16 protein-coding genes are annotated in these 22051 nt (G+C 39.7%); 15 read left to right on the top strand and 1 reads right to left on the bottom strand.

What is annotated here, in order from left to right; genetic code table 11:
* Window positions 1-542 precede the first annotated feature (542 nt).
* On the bottom strand, window positions 543-1598 hold the full coding sequence (gene mnmA / locus H6G41_RS26715; RefSeq protein WP_190750282.1) for a tRNA 2-thiouridine(34) synthase MnmA: 1056 nt from the start codon (window positions 1596-1598) through the stop codon (window positions 543-545).
* A gap of 450 nt (window positions 1599-2048) precedes the next feature.
* Here mnmA and H6G41_RS26720 point away from each other — a divergent pair, with 450 nt between their 5' ends.
* From H6G41_RS26720 to ftsY, 15 genes are all read left to right on the top strand, one after another.
* Window positions 2049-2915 carry a hypothetical protein gene (locus H6G41_RS26720; RefSeq protein ID WP_190750284.1) on the top strand — a complete coding sequence of 289 codons (867 nt, stop codon included), beginning with the start codon at window positions 2049-2051 and terminating at the stop codon, window positions 2913-2915.
* 802 nt (window positions 2916-3717) lie between these two features.
* A complete protein-coding gene (hpsA, locus tag H6G41_RS26725; protein ID WP_190750286.1) occupies window positions 3718-8169 on the top strand; it encodes a hormogonium polysaccharide biosynthesis protein HpsA in 4452 nt (1483 codons plus the stop codon).
* Window positions 8170-8316: 147 nt separating this feature from the next.
* Complete coding sequence (gene hpsB / locus H6G41_RS26730) at window positions 8317-8985, top strand: hormogonium polysaccharide secretion pseudopilin HpsB (RefSeq protein ID WP_190750288.1); 669 nt, start codon at window positions 8317-8319, stop codon at window positions 8983-8985.
* A gap of 30 nt (window positions 8986-9015) precedes the next feature.
* Window positions 9016-10014, top strand: coding sequence for a hormogonium polysaccharide secretion pseudopilin HpsC (gene hpsC, locus H6G41_RS26735; protein ID WP_190750290.1), 999 nt, complete (start codon window positions 9016-9018; stop codon window positions 10012-10014).
* A gap of 132 nt (window positions 10015-10146) precedes the next feature.
* Window positions 10147-10803, top strand: a complete 657-nt coding sequence (locus tag H6G41_RS26740; protein WP_190750292.1) for a Tfp pilus assembly protein FimT/FimU — start codon at window positions 10147-10149, stop codon at window positions 10801-10803.
* A 350-nt stretch (window positions 10804-11153) separates the two neighbouring features.
* Window positions 11154-12116 (top strand): hormogonium polysaccharide biosynthesis glycosyltransferase HpsE, encoded by a 963-nt coding sequence (hpsE, locus tag H6G41_RS26745; RefSeq protein WP_190750294.1) that lies wholly within the window; start codon window positions 11154-11156, stop codon window positions 12114-12116.
* 24 nt (window positions 12117-12140) lie between these two features.
* Complete coding sequence (gene hpsE, locus H6G41_RS26750; protein ID WP_190750296.1) at window positions 12141-13112, top strand: hormogonium polysaccharide biosynthesis glycosyltransferase HpsE; 972 nt, start codon at window positions 12141-12143, stop codon at window positions 13110-13112.
* A 32-nt stretch (window positions 13113-13144) separates the two neighbouring features.
* Window positions 13145-14134: a glycosyltransferase gene (locus H6G41_RS26755; RefSeq protein ID WP_190750298.1), complete on the top strand. Its 990-nt coding sequence runs from the start codon at window positions 13145-13147 to the stop codon at window positions 14132-14134.
* Between the two features lie 52 nt (window positions 14135-14186).
* Window positions 14187-14705, top strand: coding sequence for a GspH/FimT family pseudopilin (locus H6G41_RS26760; protein WP_190750300.1), 519 nt, complete (start codon window positions 14187-14189; stop codon window positions 14703-14705).
* Window positions 14706-14783: 78 nt separating this feature from the next.
* The gene (locus H6G41_RS26765) at window positions 14784-15437 is read left to right on the top strand and encodes a TIGR04282 family arsenosugar biosynthesis glycosyltransferase (protein ID WP_199316329.1); all 654 of its coding nucleotides are present in this window, start codon (window positions 14784-14786) and stop codon (window positions 15435-15437) included.
* 352 nt (window positions 15438-15789) lie between these two features.
* On the top strand, window positions 15790-16629 hold the full coding sequence (locus tag H6G41_RS26770; protein ID WP_190750302.1) for an HpsJ family protein: 840 nt from the start codon (window positions 15790-15792) through the stop codon (window positions 16627-16629).
* A 237-nt stretch (window positions 16630-16866) separates the two neighbouring features.
* Window positions 16867-17757, top strand: a complete 891-nt coding sequence (locus H6G41_RS26775) for a glycosyltransferase family 2 protein (protein ID WP_190750304.1) — start codon at window positions 16867-16869, stop codon at window positions 17755-17757.
* A 531-nt stretch (window positions 17758-18288) separates the two neighbouring features.
* The gene (locus tag H6G41_RS26780; protein WP_190750347.1) at window positions 18289-19038 is read left to right on the top strand and encodes a DUF502 domain-containing protein; all 750 of its coding nucleotides are present in this window, start codon (window positions 18289-18291) and stop codon (window positions 19036-19038) included.
* 287 nt (window positions 19039-19325) lie between these two features.
* Window positions 19326-19955: a transcription antitermination factor NusB gene (gene nusB, locus H6G41_RS26785; protein WP_190750306.1), complete on the top strand. Its 630-nt coding sequence runs from the start codon at window positions 19326-19328 to the stop codon at window positions 19953-19955.
* A gap of 150 nt (window positions 19956-20105) precedes the next feature.
* On the top strand, window positions 20106-21848 hold the full coding sequence (ftsY, locus tag H6G41_RS26790; protein WP_190750308.1) for a signal recognition particle-docking protein FtsY: 1743 nt from the start codon (window positions 20106-20108) through the stop codon (window positions 21846-21848).
* The last annotated feature ends 203 nt before the right edge of the window (window positions 21849-22051 follow it).

The raw sequence follows: 22051 nt of genomic DNA on the forward strand, positions 1-22051 counted from the left end.
GATGTCAATACATATAAGGCTTTTGGCAAAATAAAGATGCTTTTTTTGTGTTTATATGAGTGCTATAACTAATAATTTGGCATAATAGCTACTGAAGAACCGTTTATTTTTACATTTCAATTTGTTTGGCACATGTTAAACGCAAATGCTTGGCAAGGATGCAAATTAGTAAAGCGATCGCAACTTAAGCCAATTTTTTAGAAGTAATTCTGAAAAAAGGGCTTATTTACGGTGATGCAAGTTCGGTTAGATGGTGGATTGTAGCAGTTATACATGGTTTAGGTCATCGCCGAGTACTAAATATTATCAAAGCACATATTGATATTGCTCCCTTATGCGTAGAAAAAATACTTTATTGGCTACCTATGTTTTATAAAGAGCAATCTGAAGAATTTAAAAATTAGAAATTCGTGGACTGCAAACAGAAAATCGCCGTATTCTTGATATTTTACAGAATCGCAATCCTGAAGATGATTCCTCAAGTTAGCCATCAGAAAAACTAGATCTCCGACTTATCAAAAAAGTCGGAGATCTGATGTTGATTAACTAAATTGTTCGATAATTCCGCCACCTAAGACTTTATCCCCTTCGTACCATACCGCCGCTTGTCCAGGGGTGATGCTAAACTGGGGTTCATCAAACACCAAACGCACGCGGGAGTTTTCCAGAGGAATCACCGTTACTGGTGTGGGATGGGAACGATAGCGAATTTGCACTTCTGCATGAATTGGGGTAGAAGGTTCAGCAATAGAAACCCAATTGACGCGATTGACGGTGCATTCTGGTTGAGTGGCTTTAGTGCGATCGCCTACAATCACTCTATTATTTACCGCATCTAATTCAATCACATACAAAGGTTCAGCCGCCGCAACTCCCAAGCCTTTACGTTGCCCAATTGTGTAATGATGGACACCATCATGCTGTCCCAAAATTTTACCCGATGTATCGACAATATCGCCTTTTTTCGGTGCGAGATACTTATCCAGAAACGCCCGCATGGAACCGTTGCTTTCTACCAAGCATAAATCTTGGCTTTCTGGCTTATCGGCGGTGGCGAGTCCATATTCCGCAGCGATGCGGCGGGTGTCAGCTTTTTGCATATCTCCCAGTGGAAATACTGTAGCCGCTAGTAAATCCTGGGACAAATCATAAAGGAAGTAAGACTGGTCTTTATTGCGGTCAACTGCTCTTAACAATTGATAGCGCCCAGTAGCTTCATCATAGTTAATTTTGGCATAATGACCGGTAGCAATGCGATCGCATCCCAGTTCCTCACGCGCATATTGCACCATCGGCCCGAATTTCACCGTTTTATTACATTGCGAGCAAGGTAGCGGCGTGATCCCCACACTGTAACCAGCTACTAAATAATCGACTATATTTGTCTGAAAGACATCGCGAATATCAACAACTTGATGGGGAATACCCAATTGTTCGCAGATATTTGCCGCGTCGATCATTCCTTCAGAACAACATTGACCTTTACCTTTCATGAGCCAAAGGGTCAAACCAACAACTTCATAGCCTTGATTGTGGAGTATAGCGGCGGCGGCGGAACTGTCAACGCCACCGGAAAGACCAACGACGACTTTTTTCATATCCTCAAAATATTACTAGGCTAGTGGCTGCTGATAACGCTAATGCTAAACACCAAACGCAAGTTTTGCAGTATTGTTTTGCAGTATTAAAATATATGCCATGCAGCCCCATTGTGACGATTGTAGCATATATATCTTCAAAGCCTTGCTATATAAGCACTTCAGGTATATAAGTAGTAATAACTAAATTTTAGATTTGGAATTGCGATCGCCAACCATTTTTAATTCAAAAATTCTCACCCTCAAGGCTCAGAAAAGAACAACGGAAGGAGAAAAATTAGTATAGCCTTCTTAACCACTGACAACTGACAAAAATCGGAAATTTCAGCCAGACCTATGCAATGCCACTCAGCCCAATAAACACATTCTAAGTTAACACTGATATAGGTGCTACAACAGACTGCTCTATTAGTTCCAAGAAGGAAATTGTTGAGAAATCCTGTTACTACTATGTCCAGATCAATACCAGACCAACTATTTGCATTTCCCCTAGTCCCATTTTTTCTGGGAGGATGCTTGGCTTTGCTTCCCGATTCTACCCCAGCACAAGCACAAGTTACCAAGGATGGCTTTTTATTGGCACAACGAACGGTAGTAAATAGCTTACCACCGCCGCCCAACTTACAGACAATTCCTTACAATCAGCAGCCCTTAACTAAACCAAGTCAACTGACACAAACAGTACCTTGGAACTCATACAATCAAAATTTTCAGTCTCCTCCCAGAGTCAGGGTTAATCCATACAATCAAAATTTCAGGCCTTCCCAAACAGTCCAAGCTAATTCCTATACCTGGAGTGCTGAGCGCTATCTAGTATACGTCGATGGTGGTGATTACCAACAGTTACAACGTGTACGTCAGTTAGAAAGTAGTGCTTATATCAGACATGTCAATGGCCGTCCTGTTATTCAATCAGGAGCCTTTAGCAAACCAGCTAACGCTCAACAAAGAGTTAGAGAACTAGAGTTAAATGGTATTTATGGTGCTAGAGTTGTCAGATCTTCAAGCGGACAACAAGTAGGCTATGGTTCTGGTGGCCCTTATCCTTCTGATAGCCCTAATAACAGAAATTCTTCTCGACCACAAAGATCTAGTTATTACTATGTAACTATTCCCGCTAGGCCACAAGATTTATCTGCTATTGCTAGTCGCATTCGTCAAAGTTCTGGCAGATATGACATTGTAGTTGAAAGGCAGCAACCATTGGGGCCTCATGTCGCTGTAGGGCCTTTTGGAAAACGTGAGGATGCTGAACGCTGGAATGATTATCTACGAGATTTGGGATTTGGTAACGCCAGAGTGTATTACGGTAAGTGAAAAAGTGATACTTACCAAAAATATTTAGCCTTGCACTCAATGATATTTTTAGTGCAAGGCTGATATCTAGATAAATTATGCAATTTCTCAGGGCGATCGCTTAGCTCGACTGATAATGGCTATTCCTGCGGGTAACTTCAGGCTCATAAGTATAGATACATGCTGAAAATGGTTTTATTTCCGATTTTTCCATGCTCATGTTTCTTCGTCTTGACTCTTCATATTTTCAAAATAGATAAATTTGAGCTAAAGTCATACCAATTGAAATAATCTTGTGTCCTGAAGAATAATGTATGGGTCGCAAACCTTATTTAAATTAATATCAGCTTAAAAACTCAACCTAAATTTTTCAATACTCACGTTACCGCCTCTTCATTTGAAGAGGTTTTATATTACTTAACATTATTTACCAACGGCTTGATATATTTCCTTTATCAAATGGGTAATATAAGCTTACTCTGCTTACAACATCTTTATGAAGTTGTGAGCAGATAAATCATATTTCTGCAAAGTTAGCGTAAATTTACGGTATTAGTGCCCATAAACAGTAAGGAAATAAATCATTTTGGAAAAATCAGTATTTTCCGAATAAAACTGCAAACACAGCCCATGATATAAATCGAAGAAATTCTATTTTTGTTTATCTGCTTTTTAGACTTTATCAAAGGTTCTAATAACCAGACAAACAAAAAGAATATCATAGGCTGTGTGAGTATATTTAAACCAGAAACCCAGACAAAATTGCCAAAAAAACAAAAAACCTTTTTCCAAATGTAATAAAATCCTTGACAGGAAAGCAAATATGTCTCAGAAACGCCATCTAGTCAAGACAGCTAAAAAATTATTCAAACAAATTAGCAAGCAGTATTTGACTGCATTTAAAAAACTAATTATTTGGCTACTTAGAACTCTTTTTCAAACCAAAAAAAGAACCAGAGCCACAAATGCTGGTTTTGTATTGCCAACAGTGGCAATGGTCGCACTAGTAGTTGTGCTGCTAACAACAGCAATTTTATTTCGGTCTTTTGAGCGCTCAAAAAATGCCAGCAATGTGCGAGTAAATGAAGCAGTTCTCAATGCCGCAGCTCCAGCTATAGATCGAGCAAAAGCTAAATTAAATAAGCTGTTGTCAGATCCAACACTGCCAAGAGCAACACCTACAGATGCAGCTTTAGACAGTATATTTAACGATACTACCAAGCGGACTGAATATACCTTAGGTGATGAAACTCAACTCAAATTAACTAGTGGTACTGACAATATACGCTCCGCATGGATGTACCCAGTAGATACCGATAATAACGGTCTATTTGATAGCTACACACTTTATGGAATTTATTTTAAAAATCCTCCTGTTAGCGGTGGTGCATATACTCGTGCCAGAAATGCCATAGAAGCTAGAACTCCACCAATGGTAAATGGTGGTGCTGGTGACGCTTGTAAAGATACTAATGGTACTAGCGCTACTTTGGTGGGTAATTCGGGCTGGTTTAAGATTGGCGGTAAATTGAAAAAAGCCTTTTTTGTTTACACTGCCAATGTTCCGATTACAAACAGTGGTACTCTCCCGTCGGGATATGAGCGTCACAAAGGTAATAAAGGCTTTTCGGCAATAGAATATCAACAAGAGCGCGTACAACTACCGTTAGTTAATAATGCGGTAGTATATGAAGACGATTTAGAAATAACTCCTGGGCCAAGACTCAATCTAAATGGGCGGATTGTTACTAACAGTAACCTGCTCACAGGTAGCGGTTTTCAACAAGTAACCCTTTATCAAATTAGTAGCCCATATTCCTGTTATTATGAAGCGGACAATGCCAAAATAATTGTTGCTGGTAATGTCGCAGCAGGCACTTTTACTAATACTGATGCTGATTTAGCCAACGCAACTACGGTGCATTTATACCGTGGTGATGGCGTTAACCCTAATACCGCAGGTGATCTTAAAGAGAATAAATCTGTTAAAGATTCATGGTCAGCAGATATTGCATATAACAGTTTCGCTTACGCCAAACGTATAAATCGCTTAGTTGACGCTCAGATAGCTGCTGATAGTACTGGTAGTACTGACCCCCAAGAAGTGCAAAATGGCCCGACAACAAAAACCCGTCGGGAACGGCTAGAACTGTATTTTAAACGACGTACCCGCCGAGTACCTTATGCAGAAGTCCCGGCAAATTCAACCAATCCTTTACAAGTAGGAAGCGGTACAAATTACGCTACGACTAGTCCATTAGATGGTAGTGGAGAATCTCTACGCCCAATAGATGCATGGGTTTTTCCTTTTAATCCCAGTAATGGCACAGGTAAGACTGGTTATGCCAACTTAGACCTGAATAAGCCTAGTGGTGTAACTAATAGAATACTACCTTCGGCTACAGAGCCTACAAAACTAGAAAAAGAAGAGCAAGGTAAAGAAGCCTTTGTAGGCGATCGCGTTGCCGTTGGTAATAATCTCCCTGAATTATGGTGGGATAGTGCAAAAGGTCGGTTTGTTGGGCCAAATGTGGAAGACACCCAAACCATTACTACTAATTACTGGGATACTCCCCCTAATAACGCCGGCGGTACCAATACTAATGCCAATAACGTTCGCACTCGTCGCAGCCGAATTCAGCAACTAGCTGATTTAGGGGATATCAGCAGAGATGGAGAATGGGAACTAGCAGCAGCAAAAATACCAGCTACCGCCCAAGATCCTGTTGGCGGTTTGCGGGTAGTCACAGGTGCAGGTATTTATTTACCAGATGGTGCGACTACTGCAACTACTGACTTTTCCTCCTATGGCACAACACCACGAATCTGGCCTGATCTAATGCCAGCTAAGTATGACACAGTACCAGCTGCCATTAAACCCTTTGACATTTACGGTCTGAATATTGAATATAATGTGCCCCAACCACCTGCAAACGATGCATATCTGAGGATGCGGGCGACAGCAGTTTATCACTATAAAGCTACTAGCTATAGTGAAACCAGCCCCACACCAATCGCTTGTGTAAGTAGCTTCTACGACCCAACTAACAGCACAACTGCTAAGAATATTTCCACATTACCTTGGAATAATGCTACCGGAGGTAAATCTAACAACGGTATAGTTTACGGCCCTCCTGCTTCCACAAGCCTCGCTACTTATGAGAATTTACTCAACTACCAAGCACAATTAAGATATCCCGATCCTGCGCCAGGAGTTTTGGGACGTTTGGTCAATGAACCACTCAAAAATGCTTTAGCCAAAACTGCGGCAAATCGTACTCTTGCCGATCGCTCTGCAATTGACTCCGCACTTTGCGCCATAGAAATTATGGCCACAAAGACACCGGATAATACAGCTATTCCTCACGGTGCAATTAGAGAAACCACCTTTTTAGATGCCAGACAGATCCAGGCAATAGATGATGGTGATACTCTTACAGGAAATTACGATCGTCCTAAGAAAGACAGACAGCCTTTAGAAATCCGCACCACTGTATTGGATCTGAATCAGCTGCGACAACAAACAATTGGCACAGCAACAACAAGCAGCCCACAGGAATATTTGCTACCAAACAGCGGTATTATCTATGCCACTCGTGATGATGCACTAGCAGATCAAAGTGCAGGTACTTCAGCATCAGCCAAGCTAGAAAGCCCAGTTGACTTTAAACTTGACTCCACTCGCCGTCCTAACGGCATTATGTTGGTCAATGGTTCCAGACTTTTCCGTAGCACGACAAATACTTACCGCGACGTAGAAAAAGGATTGATTTTAGCCTCTAACTTGCCTGTGTATGTCAAAGGTGACTTTAACCTACATACTCAAGAAGAGTTTACTCAATTGCTCAACGATGACTGGACAACAAGTGCAGATGGTAAGTTCGCTTTTTATAGTCGCTCTACACTTAACCCCCAATTTGCCTGTCGTCCCAGCGATCCCAGGCTACCTAACTGTACTACTGGTGATGAATGGCGGTCTGCGGCTGTGTTAGCAGATGCTGTTACCCTACTTTCCAATAACTTTAGAGAAGGTTTCCGCAACGAAGGAGACTATGACTGGAAGGTTGTTACTAGTACTATTCCATCATTTTTTTCCAGTGACTTCTCTACTTATTTCTCTACCGTTAACAATTTTGTCCCACAGTTTAGATGGTATGGCAGCGATGGTATGCCCCAAGACCTTGATACTGTTGCTACTGGTTTTCAGGCTAGTTCCTATCTCAACAACTTTGTCACGCCAGTAATGAAATGGAGACCAGCTAGACAATACGCTTATGAAATTTGTCCGCAAACAAATGTCTCCCTATGTAGCGATCCTAAATACTGGATCATGACCAACACCAATACTGATCCAGAAACCTATGCTGGTCAAGGTCAAAGTTCATGGAACAACGGTGGACGTAATGTTGAGGGGAGTACAATCACATCTATCAAAACAGGAGCGATAGGTACTCCTCCTGAGGGCAAGTGGGCCAACCCCGCCTACCCAAAAAGACTTGCTTTTAAACGGGATCTTACAACTGGTGCGTTAGTTAGTCCCCTTCAGATTTACGGAGTAAAAGATGGAAACCCGAAGAAAATAGAAGCATTTGATTTTAACGGTGCTACACAACCAGCATTAGCAACAAGTGGTGGACAAACAATATACATACCTTGGTTAAGACCTGATAGCAATGGAAATTGGCAACGACCAATTTTACAAGTTGACGAACCTTTTACTACGGATAGTAACCCTACTCCTAATCCTAATATCATTAATGTTGGTTCACACGGGAACTGGTTGCCAGTAGCAACACAAACCACTTTCAATTTGATTATTGCTGCTGGAGATACCCCAGCTCGCCCCACTGAAGATAATGGTGGATTACATAACTTTCCGCGTTTCATAGAAAATTGGAACCCAACAGGAAATGTTAGCGATGCTATTAAAGCTAGAATTAGTGGCTCTTTTATCCAATTAAAGCGCAGTGAATATGCAACGGCTCCACTGATGGTAGTTTTATCAAACTCCTCCATGACCTATGCAACTGGGAATTCTAGTGGTAGACTACCCTTCTATTTTGCACCAACAAGGCAATGGGGTTATGATGTAGCCTTGCTATCTCAGTCACCAGATAGGTTTGCCCAAAAATTGGTAAGAATACCTGACGATTTACCCGATGAATACTACCGAGAAGTGAATCGAGATGACGCTTGGGTGAGGACTCTGTTGTGTGCCAAAAAACCAGATGATTCGCTGGCTGTGGATGCAGATCAGCGTCCTAATTGTAGTTAGTAATCTAGCCTAATTGTGGAGTTTGTAGTAAGCACTTATGTACTTAAAAAATAAGGACTAAAGTCCTTACTACAAAAACATTTATTCCTCAAAGTTAATGTAATAAACCATTAATCTCCACATCTTAGAAATTGGTGAGTAAGAATAATGAAGCACAAACAACAGTTAAAAATACCTTGTCCTAGTGAATCTGGTTTTACCATTATTGAATCGTTAATAGCGATGCTAGTTGTGACTGTTTTGCTGACTGCGATCGCACCTGTTATTGTCTTAGCTACAGCTTCTCGCGTCCAAGCTAGACGCATAGAACTAGGAACTCTAGCCGCAAGATCCTATATTGATGGTGTGAGAACAGGAGCTATTGCTGCACCAGCGGCTGCTAGCACAAGCACAGATTTTCAAAGCTTTGCTTCGCCAACAGCAGGCAGTTTAACCTGTAATGCCAATGCATACTGTACTGCTCCCGCCACCCCTGCCACCACTTTGTACTGTATCGATGGTAACAGTGATGGTATATGTAGCCTTACCAATAGTAAAGACTTGGTAATTCAAGCATATCGCTATAACAAGGCTTCTACCGATACTACTACTGGTTATGAACTAGGTGTAAGAGTTTACAGAGCAGATGGTTTTAACTCTGGTGGTAACTTAATAGCAGGTAGAAAACAAGCAACTTTCACCGCTGGTATAGGCGATCGCAAAGCGCCATTAGTAGAAATGACAACGGTGATTCCGCCTCAATCCACTTCATTTAATGAGTGGTGTAACCGCCTCAAAGTAACAGGTAGTACAACCTCGAATACTACATGTAACTAAGCCTTAATTTTGGGAATAAAAATATTCAGCATGAATCCAATTCAATTTCTGCTTGGTATCCAAATTAAACGCTCTAAGTTGTTGTCACAGAGCGGTTTTACCCTTCTTGAACTGCTGGTAGCCATGATTCTAGCTGTGCTGGTAATCACACCTCTGCTCGGATTTATGGTTAACATTTTGAACACAGATCGCCAAGAACAAGCAAAAGCTAATTCCGAACAAGAAATTCAAACAGCACTTGATTACATCGCTCGCGATTTGCAACAAGCAGTATATATCTACGATGCTACAGGCATTGATGCGATCAAAAACCAGCTACCTAGCCCAACCGCTACAGATAGAGTTCCTGTACTTGTTTTTTGGAAACGAGAGTTTATTGGACAGGCAATTACAGCAGCAGATAGTAATAAAGATGACACTTTTGTCTACTCATTAGTTGCCTATTATCTAATTAAAGACACTAGCACTATATGGTCTAATGCTGCGCGTATTGCGAGATGGCAAATCAGAGATGGTGTCTCAAGTAGCAGTACTAGCTCTGTTACTTGTAATGGATATACTGGCAAGTTTGTTAGTGGTTATTGCCCTAGTTCCGGTTACTCTTCATTTAACTTCGATGGAGTTGGTACTCTAGAGCAAAAGATGAATAGCTGGACAAGACTCAGCTCCTATACAACAACTACAACTACAGGTGGAAATACATCAACTACAACTACAACTGTAATGCCAGATGCGCCTTTAGTACTGGTAGACTACATAGATCAAACTACTACAGGCGCACCATCTGCAACCTGCCCTACTGGTTATTCAAAAGTAACGCCAACAAGTTTCAACACTAGAGATACAGGAAATATGACAGGCTTTTATGCCTGTATAGATAGGGTAAATACAACAGCCCAAGTATTTTTAAGAGGCAACGCACTAGCTCGCTTACGAACAACAAATATCAGTTATAGAGATAGTCAAAAAAATTATTTCCCTGGTATAAACATCAGGGTACAAGGACGAGGATTCGTATTTACAAAGTAATTTTTGCAACATTAAAAATTCAAAGCTTAAAACATTTCTAATTGGATTTTAAACCCTAATAAAATGTTCTACGACAAGAGGTAAAGGTCTTATCCCTTTGAAATTACGATAATTTATTAATGACAGGTTATTATGAACAATTTACCTGAGAATTTATCAACTGGAAGTACTAAGAAAGAGGTTGCAAACTATATATTTGTAACCAAGCAAGATAGTGGCTTTACTATACTAGAAGTCTTGGTAGTAATATTAATAGTAGGAGTTTTATCCGCAATTATTGCTCCTAATTGGCTGGCTTTTTTGAATAGACAGCGATTAAATAAAGCTAGCGATAATCTTGTTGCAACCTTGCAAGAAGCACAGCGACAAGCAAAAAGGAATAAACGTAATTATAGTGTCAGCTTTAGAACCAACAATAACTTACCAGAGATTGCCATTTATTCTGGTACTACACCAAGTAACTGGCAGAGTTTTGGTAAAGATGTAGGCGTTAAACAAGGGCAAGTAATAATTGGTACAAATTTAAGCGCGTTAAATACTACTACTGGTGCTACTGTATCCTATAATCTAACTACCCCAGTTACTATTACTTATGATTATATGGGAAGTTTGCCGAATGCAAACTTTGGCCCAATACCAACAGGACAAACAGAACCACCGGGTTTAAAAATTGTAGTTGCTTTACCAAGACCAGGAAGCCCGACAACAGCAGGTAATTTAAAGCGATGCGTAATTCTGCAAACCCTTATTGGTGGTGTCCGCACAGCCAAAAATACTGGATGCGATTAAATCAATCCAGCAAATCAATATAAAAAACCCTTAGAAATACTGAACTAAAAATAACATATCCAAAGCAGAATAGAAATAACAAATGCATAGTTGAGTTTCTATCTATAGATAGCTAGAGACCAATTATGCATATCTATTGCTTTGAGTATCTGTAGAATGAGCACTGCTCACGCTAATAATTTGTTCAAAAATAAAATAGTAAGTTCTATAGATACACCGTATTTGAATATGGTGAAATAACTAAATTCAAGCTAAAATGTCAGCTTAAATACCAAATTTTACTGTATATGTATACAGTCTTTGCTACTAAGAACACGGTAGTATTTTAAGTTTTTAATTGGAAATTACTGATGAGCGAGAGTTTAGACTTTACTGTAGCTATCCCCACTTATAACGGTGAAATTCGTTTACCAGAGCTATTAGAACGACTACGAAATCAACTCTACACCGAAGCATTTTCTTGGGAGATTATTGTTGTAGACAACAACAGTACTGATAATACAGCAACTATTGTCAAAAACTATCAAGCTTCTTGGCAATGTCCCTATCCTTTAAAGTATTTCTTTGAAGCAAAACAGGGTGCAGCTTATGCAAGAAAACGTGCTGTTGAGGAAGCTAAAGGTAAGTTCATTGGTTTTCTTGATGATGATAATTATCCAGTTTCTAATTGGGTAGCAGTTGCTTATGCTTTTGGTCAAAAGTATCCGAAAGCAGGGGCTTATGGAAGTCAAATTCATCCAGATTGGGAAGTAGAACCGCCCCAAGATTTTCAGCGAATTGCTCCCTTTTTAGCAATTACAGAAAGAGGGAATTTACCTTTAATTTATGACCCTCATAAAAAATTACTTCCACCATCTGCGGGATTAGTTATCCGCCGACAAGCCTGGTTAGAAACAATACCAAATGAGATGATTTTAACTGGTAGGGTCTCTAATAATACGCTGACTAGTGAAGATTTAGAAATGTTATCTCACATGCAAAAATCTGGTTGGGAGATTTGGTATAACCCAGAAATGGAAATTTATCACAAAATTCCTAGTTGGCGATTACGAAGAGAGTATTTAATTCCTTTTTTTCGAGGTATTGGACTCAGCCGTTATGTTACCAGGATGATACCTATAAAAACTTACTATAGACCCTTTGCATTTTTAGTTTATATAATAAACGATTTACGAAAAATTATTTGGCATTTAATTAAATATGGTAGAAGTGTCAAACTCGATCTAGTTGCAGCTTGTGAAATGGAATTATTTATCAGTAGTTTAATAAGTCCTTTTTATCTTTGGAAACAAGGATATTTGACCAAAAAATAACAAATAAATATAAAATTACTTCCCATGACTAATATACTCACTCAAAAACTAGATATTACCGTAGCAATTCCTACATATAATGGTGCGGAACGCTTACCTAAACTTTTAGATTTACTTTTAGCACAAACCGGAGTAGAAAACTTAAACTGGGAAATTATTATTGTTGATAATAATAGTTCTGATCGCACAGATATTGTCATTCAGAATTATCAAAAAATCTGTAATAGCATTTGTCCTTTAAGGTATTTTTTAGAAACTAAACAAGGAGCAGCTTTCGCTCGCATTAGGGGGGTACAGGAAGCAAGAGGTGAGGTAATTGCATTTTTAGATGATGATAATTTACCTGCACTTGATTGGCTAATAGCTGCTTATAATTTTGGAATTGAACATCCCCAAGCTGGTGTTTGGAGTGGTCAAATTCATGGTAGCTATGAGGTTAGCCCACCTAAAAATTTTGAAAGAATTCAAGGTTTTCTCGCTATCAGAGAACATGGTAATCAACCACATTTGTTTGAAGCAAAGAACTTAAGACTTCCCCCTGGTGCAGCGCTAGTTGTTCGCAAACAAGTATGGTGCGATCATGTTCCTACAATACCCATTCTGTCAGGAAAATTACCTGGTGTATTTGTGCAGGGTGATGATTATGAACCATTGCTATATATTCACAGCGCTGGTTGGGAAATTTGGTATAACCCAAATATGCATACTTATCATCAAATACCACATTGGCGCTTGGAAAAAGCTTACTTATTAACTTTAGCTCGCGGTTGTGGCTTATGTACTTTTCAATTACGCATGATTAAAACTAAAAGCTGGCAAAAACCAATAATATTTATTAAAACTTTTTTAGGTAATTTATATCGACTTATAAAACATATTATTAAATACAAAAAATCTTTAAAAAACGATACAATTGCACTTTTTGAATTTGAATTCTATTTGGGTAGTATGATTAGCCCTTTTTATTATATAAAAAAATTGAATATCTTTTCATAACAAGTTTGTAAAAACTATATTTTTAATAAATCATGTCTTCTGGTAACCAAAATAATCCTAGCATTTCTGTAATCATACCAGCTTATAATTGTCAAAAAACTATTCAAGCTACAATTGCATCAGTTTTAAACCAAACTTTTACTAATTTTGAATTAATTATAATTAACGATGGTTCGCAAGATTCAACTTTAGAGATTATTTATAAAATTGAAGACTATCGGCTGAAAATATTCTCTTTTGAAAATGCTGGCGGAAATGTTAGCCGCAATCGGGGATTAAAATATGCTATTGGAGATTTTGTCAGTTTCTTAGATGCGGATGATATTTGGAAGCCTGATAAGCTAGCAAGTCAGTTACAAGCTTTACAACAAAATAGCGATTGCAAGGTTGCTTATAGTTGGAGTGATTATATTGATGACAATGGTAAGTTTTTGGTGTCTGGTAGACATTTTATAGCTAATGGAGATGTGTATGAGCAATTACTACTAAATAATTTTTTAGAAAATGGCTCTAACCCCTTAATTTGTAAAGAAGCGATCGCTGAATTAGGTGGATTTGATGAATCTCTCAGTGCTGCTCAGGATTGGGATATGTGGTTAAAACTAGCCAACAAGTTTAATTTTGTATGTGTACCCTCTGTACAGATATTATATCGAGTCAGTGCTAATTCAGTTTCTTCTAATCTTGTTCGCCAGGAAAAAGCCTGTCTGCAAGTGATAGAAAGAGCATATAAAGCCAGAACATTTGATAAAAAAACTTGGCATATGGCTAGTGCAAATCTTTATAAATACCTGACATGTAAAGCTCTACAGCAACCATTTAATCGACATAAAGGTATGGCTGCTGCTTTATTTTTATGTAAGTATTTTATTAATAATTCTTCTCGACTACAGCGTATAAAATTTATGTTTAAACTATTGTTAAAAACATTGATAATTATTATTTTACCTACTGCTATATCAACCAAATTATTGTCAGGAGTAAAAACTGATTATCAGGATATAGAATATAGTTATAAATGATTTCATTTGTTTAAATAAAAATAATTTTTATAAAAAAAAGGTAAAAAGTATTGTGAAAAATCACTCTAACAGTGGCTTCACAGTGGTGGAACTGTTGGCAGTTATTTTAGTAGTTGGTATTTTAAGCGCGATCGCAGTACCTAGTTGGTTGAGTTTTGTAAATACTCGTCGCTTGAATGTGGCTCAAGATGAAGTTTACCGTGCCATGCGTCAAGCTCAAAGCGAGGCGAAAAGACAAAAATTGACTTGGCAAGCTAGTTTTAGAGAAAATAACGGTATTGTTCAATGGGCAATTCATCCTGAAAATGTAAATCCTGCCAATGCTAAGTGGCAAAATTTAGATGCGACTGTTCGCCTAGACCAGGAAACAACTTTACAACAATCAAATGGAGTCAGGCGTATCCAATTCGATCATATGGGTATTGTTGCTCAACCTCCGCTGGGGAAAATTACTTTATCTAATAAAAGTGGTGGTAAAGCTAAACGCTGTGTTTTTGTCTCGACAATTTTAGGGGCGATGCGAACTAGTAAAGAGCAAAATACGCCCCAAGATGGGAAGTATTGTTATTAATTTTGTCAGTGGTCAATAGTCAGTGGTCAGTGGTCAACAAATTTTATAATGTTGACGGTTGACTGTGGACTGTTGACTATGGACTCTTCTGTGCTGAAATCACCAGGTAGCTTTAAACAACACCTGATAGTTTTTACTCGCTATCCAGAACCGGGGAAGACGAAAACCCGAATGATACCTGCTTTAGGCGATGTGGGTGCTGCTGATTTACAAAAGCAGATGACTGAATACACAGTATCTCAAGTTAAAGAATTGCAAAAAATAGCGGAAGTATCTTGCGAGGTGCGTTTTGCTGGGGGCAATTTACAATTAATGCAAGATTGGTTAGGTTTGGATTTGGTTTACCAGTCTCAAGGAGAAGGAGATTTAGGCGATCGCTTGGCGCGATCGCTTAGTGATGCTTTTCAATCTGGTAGGGAACAAGTCATAATTATCGGTACAGATTGTCCTGGGGTAAATTCTCAGCTACTAACAAAGGCTTTTGAGCAAATTCGCAGCTTCGATCTAGTTATCGGCCCAGCAATTGATGGTGGCTATTACTTGATTGGTTTGCGTCAACTAATACCGAATTTATTCGCTAATATCGATTGGGGAACCCCGCAAGTATTACAACAAACTGTTAACATTGCTGAAAAACTTAACTTATCCAAGATTTACCTACCTGCTTTGAGTGATGTTGACTATCCAGAAGATTTACCAATCTGGGAACAAATTATTGCAGCAGAAAGGTGAGTTTATGGTAAATAATTATACTTATTTGGCAATACGGAGACGTTGTATCTGGTTTTTTAGCTAATTTATGGGTTTATTAAAACACTAAGTAAATTCTGAGGACACCCAAGATGACAGATGCTACTGTGGTGTAGTTTCATCCTCAAAGGCAGAAAACTCTAAGCTACTGACAATTTAATTACAGTAGAGGGTTTTCTTTGCAGTCTGATATGGAATGGATCGTTAAACGTTGCCATTCTGTAATTTTGTTGCATCTGCCTTTTGTTGCCATATAACAGTAAGGTTATGGGAACAATATTCAAGTAACTTGATATAGGACAATCACTCTGATTTATCAAAAGACCGAACAACTATGGTGAACCGTTTTACTTCTGTTAGCACTGCCCTCACATTAAAAGTAGTGGGCATAGTTTTAATTTTGTCCTTTTTGTTAGACTTTTTGCTGCTGTTGTTCCCCTTTCTACCAACTGATAGAGCTTGGCAAATCGGTTTGGCAACAAATCTTGTAGATCGAGGGATTGTGCCTTTGGTAGGATTAGGGATACTGTTTGCTGGACATTGGATTGAGAGTGCGGATAGCGATCGCCCACCAAGTTTAGATTTAAGATTTCCATCCCTAGTACTAGCAAGTGTTTTGGGGTTGATGTTCCTGCTAATTTTTCCCCTGCATCTTAATAATGTAAATCAAGCGAAAAATCAAACAGTCACTAAAATTAATGAAGATGCAGAACAGGCAGAAAAGCAACTAAATAATCAATTATCGCAATTGCAAGCACAACTGAATACAGAGCAAGGAAAAGCTCAATTACAACAAGCGCGAAATCAAACCAAAGCTCAGTTAACTGAAATACTTAAAGATGAGCAAAAATACAAGCAAGCACTAGCTAGTCCTCAAGTTCCCCCAGCTATAAAAGAGGTACTCCGAAAAGCGAAAGCAGATCCAAAAGAACTAGACAAAGCTATTGAACAACAAACAGATATTGAGGGACTACGTACCCAACAAATCAGCCAAGTCCGCCAACGTAAGGAAGAAGCTGAAAAACAAGCTAAAGACAATGCTTGGAAATCAGGATTGCGAACTGGAATTAGCAGTTTGCTGTTATCAATTGGTTACATAATCATCGGTTGGACAGGATTAAAGGGAATGGGTACTTTACAAAGTGGCCCCCGCAAAACTCCTGCACCACGTTAAGTAATTCGTAATTCGTAATTACAAAATTAGTCGCAAGTCTAATACCAATTCATAATTACAAAATCCCATATAATCCCAGGGCTAAATTGTAGAGAATTGGTATTACACTGACTTTAACTTGATGAATAAAAGCCGGAATGGGCAGTTTATAAAGCAATCTGTGAACTGGTGAAATTAAGCTACGAGTAATTAACCAATATATTAGCTTGAACAAATAATTTTTATTTAGAGTTTGGCATGTTCTCAATTTACATACTCACATATAACGAAGAATTGGATATTGCTGCATGTATAGAGTCAGCGATGTTATCAGATGACATTATTGTTGTAGACTCATGCAGTAGCGATCGCACTGTAGAAATCGCCAATCGTTATCCGATTCGGGTTGTGCAACATGCTTTTGAGAGCCACGGACGGCAACGTACTTGGATGCTAGAATCTATTCCGCCAAAGTATGAATGGGTTTATATTTTAGAAGCTGATGAACGGATGACACCAGAATTGTTTGCAGAATGCGAACAAGCTATTCAGCAATCAGATTACATTGGCTACTATGTTGCTGAACGTGTCATGTTCATGAATCATTGGATTCGCTACAGTACCCAATATCCACGTTACCAAATGCGCCTGTTTCGTCACGGTCAAGTCTGGTTTACAGACTACGGACATACTGAGAGAGAAGTATGTAACGGTGCAACCAACTTTTTAAAGTCAACTTATCCCCATTACACCTGTAGCAAAGGTTTGAGCCGTTGGATTGAAAAGCATAACCGTTATTCTACAGATGAAGCGGCAGAAACATTGCATCAAATAGAAGAGGGTAATGTTAACTGGCGAGATTTGTTTTTTGGTAAGTCAGAAGTAGAAAAACGGCGCGCCTTAAAAGATTTATCTTTACGGTTACCTGCTAGACCATTGATCCGCTTCTTCTATATGTATTTTTTATTAGGTGGCTTTTTAGATGGACGCGCTGGTCTTGCTTGGTGTACATTACAGGCATTTTATGAGTATTTAATTTTACTCAAAGTTTGGGAAATGAAACATCTACCCGTAACTAGTCTAGATACACAGTCTTTGGTTTCACAAACCAATACACAAGCTGATGCAACTTCAATAAATTTCAGCTAAAAAGCTATTTGAAGAGAAAGTTGTTTCTCCGTTATCTTCTTTTTGCGGCTCATACAGGCATATTGTAAGAATTGACAGTCTCAGCTGCGAAACTGAGCAGTTCTTCGTGGTTAAGTTAACTTAATATTTTTACAGGTTTTTATCAGAAAATAGTTTGAGCTTAATTGTAGTTTGTCAGGAGCAAAAATTGCTCTTAAGACTATCTGCAAAGAATTTTAGCAACATCAGTCCAGTAATGCTGATGCACGTTAATATTAGTATGATCGCAATACTTGCAACAATCATTTACAAGTCTGATAAAGAAAAGTAACATCATCTGAGATGAATAGCTGTAATTTCGGTTAGTAGTTACACCAAATCCATGTAAAGTTGCATTTTATCCATCTAGCGGCTGATAAGCCCATGTGATGGCAGAAAAAATCTGGATTTCCGGCGCAGGAACGCCTATGTTCGCAGCTGTGGCTCAGCTGACAGTGGAGACAGCTATTTGCAGTAGCTTGTGCTTCAAGTAATGTCTCCTTTGGTTAACAAATATATTTGACGAGCCTAAAAAAGGAGAATAAGGGTTTGGCACTTAATCGCTTAAAACAGGACTTAAAAAATGACCTGATTGCTGGACTGTTGGTTGTAATTCCGCTAGCAACTACAATCTGGCTGACTATTACTATTGCTAGTTGGGTAATCAACTTTCTCACCCAAGTTCCCAAACAACTGAATCCCTTTGAGGGGTTGCATCCTATATTAGTAAATATACTGAATTTAGCAGTAGGATTAGCTGTACCACTATTAAGTATTCTGTTGATTGGCTTGATGGCTCGGAATATTGTGGGGCGGTGGTTGCTGGATTTTGGCGAGCAGGTTTTGCAGGCAATTCCCTTAGCCGGACAGGTATACAAAACGTTAAAGCAGCTTTTAGAAACCCTACTTAAAGATTCTCCGGGTAAATTTCGCCGGGTAGTTTTGCTAGAGTATCCCAGGCGAGGAATATGGGCGATCGCATTTGTCACAGGTGTCATCAGTAATGAGATTCAAGCCCAAATGTCTCGCCCGATGTTGAGCGTTTTTATCCCAACTACACCCAACCCCACCACAGGATGGTACGCAATAGTTCCTGAAGATGAGGTAGTTAACCTGTCAATGTCGATTGAAGATGCTTTTAAAATCGTCGTTTCTGGCGGGATTGTTGCTCCTAACACCCTGTCACCAACTCTAGAAACCAGCTCCCAGGTCATCCCTATGGTAGAAAATATAAATCATTCGGATAAAGTTACCAGCAAGTAGATAATATAGTTGTCTGATCGTGCGAAAATCTACTGACTAGCTTGAAAATGGGTATAGGGCATGGAGCATAGGGCATGGGAAAAATAGATTTTTATGCTTGATTGTCCAAAACCTGGCATGAAGAACTAGCTTGAAAATAGGAGCTAGGGGCTAGAAGCTGACAGATAAAGGAATACAAGAAAGAAAAATTACTATTTTCTATTACCTTGTTGATAACTAACAACTGACAACTGACCACTGACAACTGATCACTGACCACTAACAATAATTCATCCAAACTTACTGTTATGCAAGACCGTAAACCTCAACAACTGGCGCGTGAATTAGCGCTGTTAAGCCTTAGTCAGCTACCAGTCAACCCAAAGAAACTGACAGAGGAACAACTACCTAAGTTAGTACTAGCAGCAGTGCGCACTTTGCGATCGGAAGTGCAAGATACTTTAGATAATGCGGCTGGTGAATTGCAACGCAGTCACGATCGCATTTTAAGTAGTCAAACTCGTGCTTCTGATGTGAATACTGCTAGAACAATGCTGCAAGAAGCGATCACGTATACGCAAACAGCTATCAATCAACTAGGTGCAGCTGTAGAGTTTCCCGAATTGATTCAGCTGGCGACTCAAGATAAAACAGTCAGCAGATACGCCATCGAGATTGTGAAGACAGTCAGCGAAGAACGCATTGCGATCGATGAACACATTACCGCCGCCCTCGTAGATTGGCAAGTTACTCGCCTCGCCCAAATTGACCGGGATATTCTGCGGATTGCTGTGGCAGAAATGCTATTTTTAGGCTTGCCTGATAGTGTCGCCATCAATGAAGCTGTAGAACTAGCTAAACGCTACAGTGGTGATGAAGGTCATCGGTTCATTAATGGTGTGCTGCGCCGATTTACAGAACAAAAAAAGACTGCCTGATGCCTATGGGTGTTAAGTTGTGAGTTAAGAGTGAGAAGTGAGGAGTGAGGAGATCCTGGCGGTTTTCACACCAGGAAAAAGTCAGGAGTTCAATTACACTCATAACTTAGTAACTCATACTTAATTAACAACTAATATTCACTAGCTGCAATGGTTTTTAATTGGTTCCGCCGTCAACATAACGAATCCTCTGAGCTTCCCGCCGAACAACAGCAGGGAGAAACTCCGCCTACCCAAGAACCCCAACCAGAAACAGCCGAATTGTCAACGCCAACAGCCGATACTGCACCGGAGACAGCAGCAGATTTGTTGGCTTTTGCTAAAGCTGCTTACAAAAATATTCAGCAAAAACAGCAATCTCAAGCAGTTGAGCCAGAATCACCAGCAGAGGTGGAAATTGAAACTGCACAATCAGTAGTAGCAGAAGTTGAGACACCAGAAGTTGAAACAACTGTTAGCCAAACTAGTGCAGTAGAAGCACCTGCTGAAGTGGTGGAAACTGCACCAAGTTTAGAAGTTGATGCAACTGTTGCACCCACCATTACTGAAGAGATAACTGCTGAAGAGACAACTGCTGAAGAACCATCTGTTACGGAAGAAACAACTCCAGCTACTTCTGCAATTAAAACTTCACCAATTGCAGAAATTGCAGAACCGCCAGATATCGTCACTCCAGAAGCAACTGCATCGGTAACTACCCCAGAGGAAACCCAGCCAACAGCACCAGCCAATTTATCATTTTTAGAACGGGCGGCGGCGGAACGACAAGCGAAGCAGGAAAGGTTAATCGCTAGCGCCATTGAAGTACCTGAACCGGAAATATTACCACCAGTAGCTACCGCCAGCCCCACTACACCAGAAACTACAGAAGAATTTGCTGGACTGGCTTTTGATGAAGGGTTTGTTTGGTCAGCAGAAATCTTAGCAGCCCAAGGTAGGCGTCCTGAGGATGTTTCCATTGAGGAAATTACCTGGCTGAAAAAGTTACGCCAAGGCTTAGATAAAACCCGACGAAATATACTTAACCAACTGAAAGCAATTGTTGGTCAAGGGCCCCTTAACCAAGCGGCTGTCACTGAAATCGAAGCCTTGCTGCTGCAAGCTGATGTGGGTGTGGAAGCGACGGATTTTATTATCACTTCTCTACAGAAAAAACTGCGCGAAGAAGTGACTCCGCCAGAGGAAGCGATCGCTTATCTCAAACAAATTCTCCGGAATATGCTGGATGCTCCCGTGCAAAAAAATTACCAACCTGCCTTTGCTCCGGAAAAGGATACTCTGAATATTTGGTTGATTACAGGGGTTAACGGTGCAGGTAAAACCACAACTATTGGTAAAATTGCGCACCTTGCCCAACAATCAGGTTATAAATGCTTGATTGGTGCGGCAGATACTTTCCGGGCTGCGGCTGTGGAACAGGTGAAAGTTTGGGGAACTCGTAGCGGTGTCGAAGTAATTTCTAACCCTAGTAAAAATACTGATCCGGCTGCCGTGGTGTTTGATGCGATCGCCGCAGCTCAAGCTAGAGATACGGAATTACTTTTAGTTGATACTGCTGGGCGCTTGCAAAACAAGAAGAATTTGATGGACGAATTGACAAAAATTCGCCGCATTATTGACAAAAAAGCTCCTAATGCCAAAATAGAATCACTTTTAGTGCTAGATTCTACCTTGGGTCAAAATGGATTGCGGCAAGCGGAAGTATTTTCCCAAGCTGCACAACTTAGTGGTGTGGTACTAACTAAGCTGGATGGTACAGCTAAGGGTGGTGTCGCCCTGGCTGTTGTGCAGCAATTAGGTTTACCAATTCGCTTTATCGGTGCTGGTGAAGGAATCGAAGATTTACGTCCTTTTTCTAGCTACGAGTTTGTGGAAGCACTATTAAGTGGCTGATTTTGGATTTTGCAGTTAAGATTTTTCTTTGAAAAGTCATCAATTGGAGAATCACTGCCATCAGTGCGATTACATAAATTAAGTATTAACCACAATACCTTCGCCCATTTCCTCAACCGCTATCAGCGATAAGCTTGTCAGTAAACTTACTGATATTACCTGCATTAGTTGCAATCTTACAGTCTGTAAAGATAGCTTTTAAG

The organism is Tolypothrix sp. FACHB-123 (assembly GCF_014697075.1).
Taxonomy (GTDB): domain Bacteria; phylum Cyanobacteriota; class Cyanobacteriia; order Cyanobacteriales; family Nostocaceae; genus Aulosira.